The 770-nt window shown below is 49.0% G+C and carries 1 protein-coding gene and 1 pseudogene; both read left to right on the top strand.

Annotated elements, in window-relative coordinates:
• A pseudogene (locus A3751_RS20405) lies at positions 1–545 on the top strand (16S rRNA (cytosine(967)-C(5))-methyltransferase); the annotation flags it as partial.
• Between the two features lie 16 nt (positions 546–561).
• On the top strand, positions 562–770 hold a 209-nt coding region (locus tag A3751_RS20400; protein ID WP_197466567.1), incomplete at its 3' end, for an NAD-binding protein.

Below are 770 nucleotides of genomic sequence, written 5' to 3'. Positions count from 1 at the left end.
CATGCGCGGCGCCTGGTGGAAAAACCTGTGCCATGCTTGAATCTCATCCAGATCTTCAGGTCTTGGCTTTAGATCACGATGCACGTCGTTTAAAGCGCGTTGATGAAAACCTGCAACGCTTAGGTCTAGCAGCCAAAACCAAAGCGGCGGCGGCACAAGAGGTAGACAGCTGGTTTGATGGAAATGCCTTTGACCGTATTCTGATTGACGCCCCTTGCAGCGCGACCGGCGTGATTCGCAGACACCCTGATATTAAATTATTGAGAGAACCAAGCGACCTGAAGAATCTTGCGGAACTACAGCTACAATTACTAACAACGCTCTGGAAGACGCTCAAACCAGGCGGCTTAATGGTCTACGCAACATGCTCCATTTTCCCTCAGGAAAACGCACGCGTTGTTGAGCGCTTTTTAAAAGTGCAAGAGCAAGCGTCTGTAGCACCCATCTTGCAGCCATGGGGCATAGATACCGGTTTTGGAACACAATTATTTCCCGAAGAAGGCGCTCATGACGGCTTTTTCTATGCAGTAATCATCAAGGAATAATAGGCAAGGTTTTGTTATGAAAATAATCATTGTTGGTGCCGGCCAGGTAGGCGGTACTTTGGCCGAAAACCTTGCAAGCGAGGCCAATGACATTACCGTTATTGATCCGGACAAAGGGCGACTTGCGGAATTGAACGATCGCATAGATATTCGCACAGTGAACGGACTAGGCTCGTATCCAGACGTATTAGAGCAAGCGGGAGCAGAAGATGCCGACATGCTCAT

The sequence above is a fragment of the Oleiphilus sp. HI0080 genome (assembly GCF_001635135.1).
This window is presented reverse-complemented; position numbering and strand designations above follow the sequence as displayed.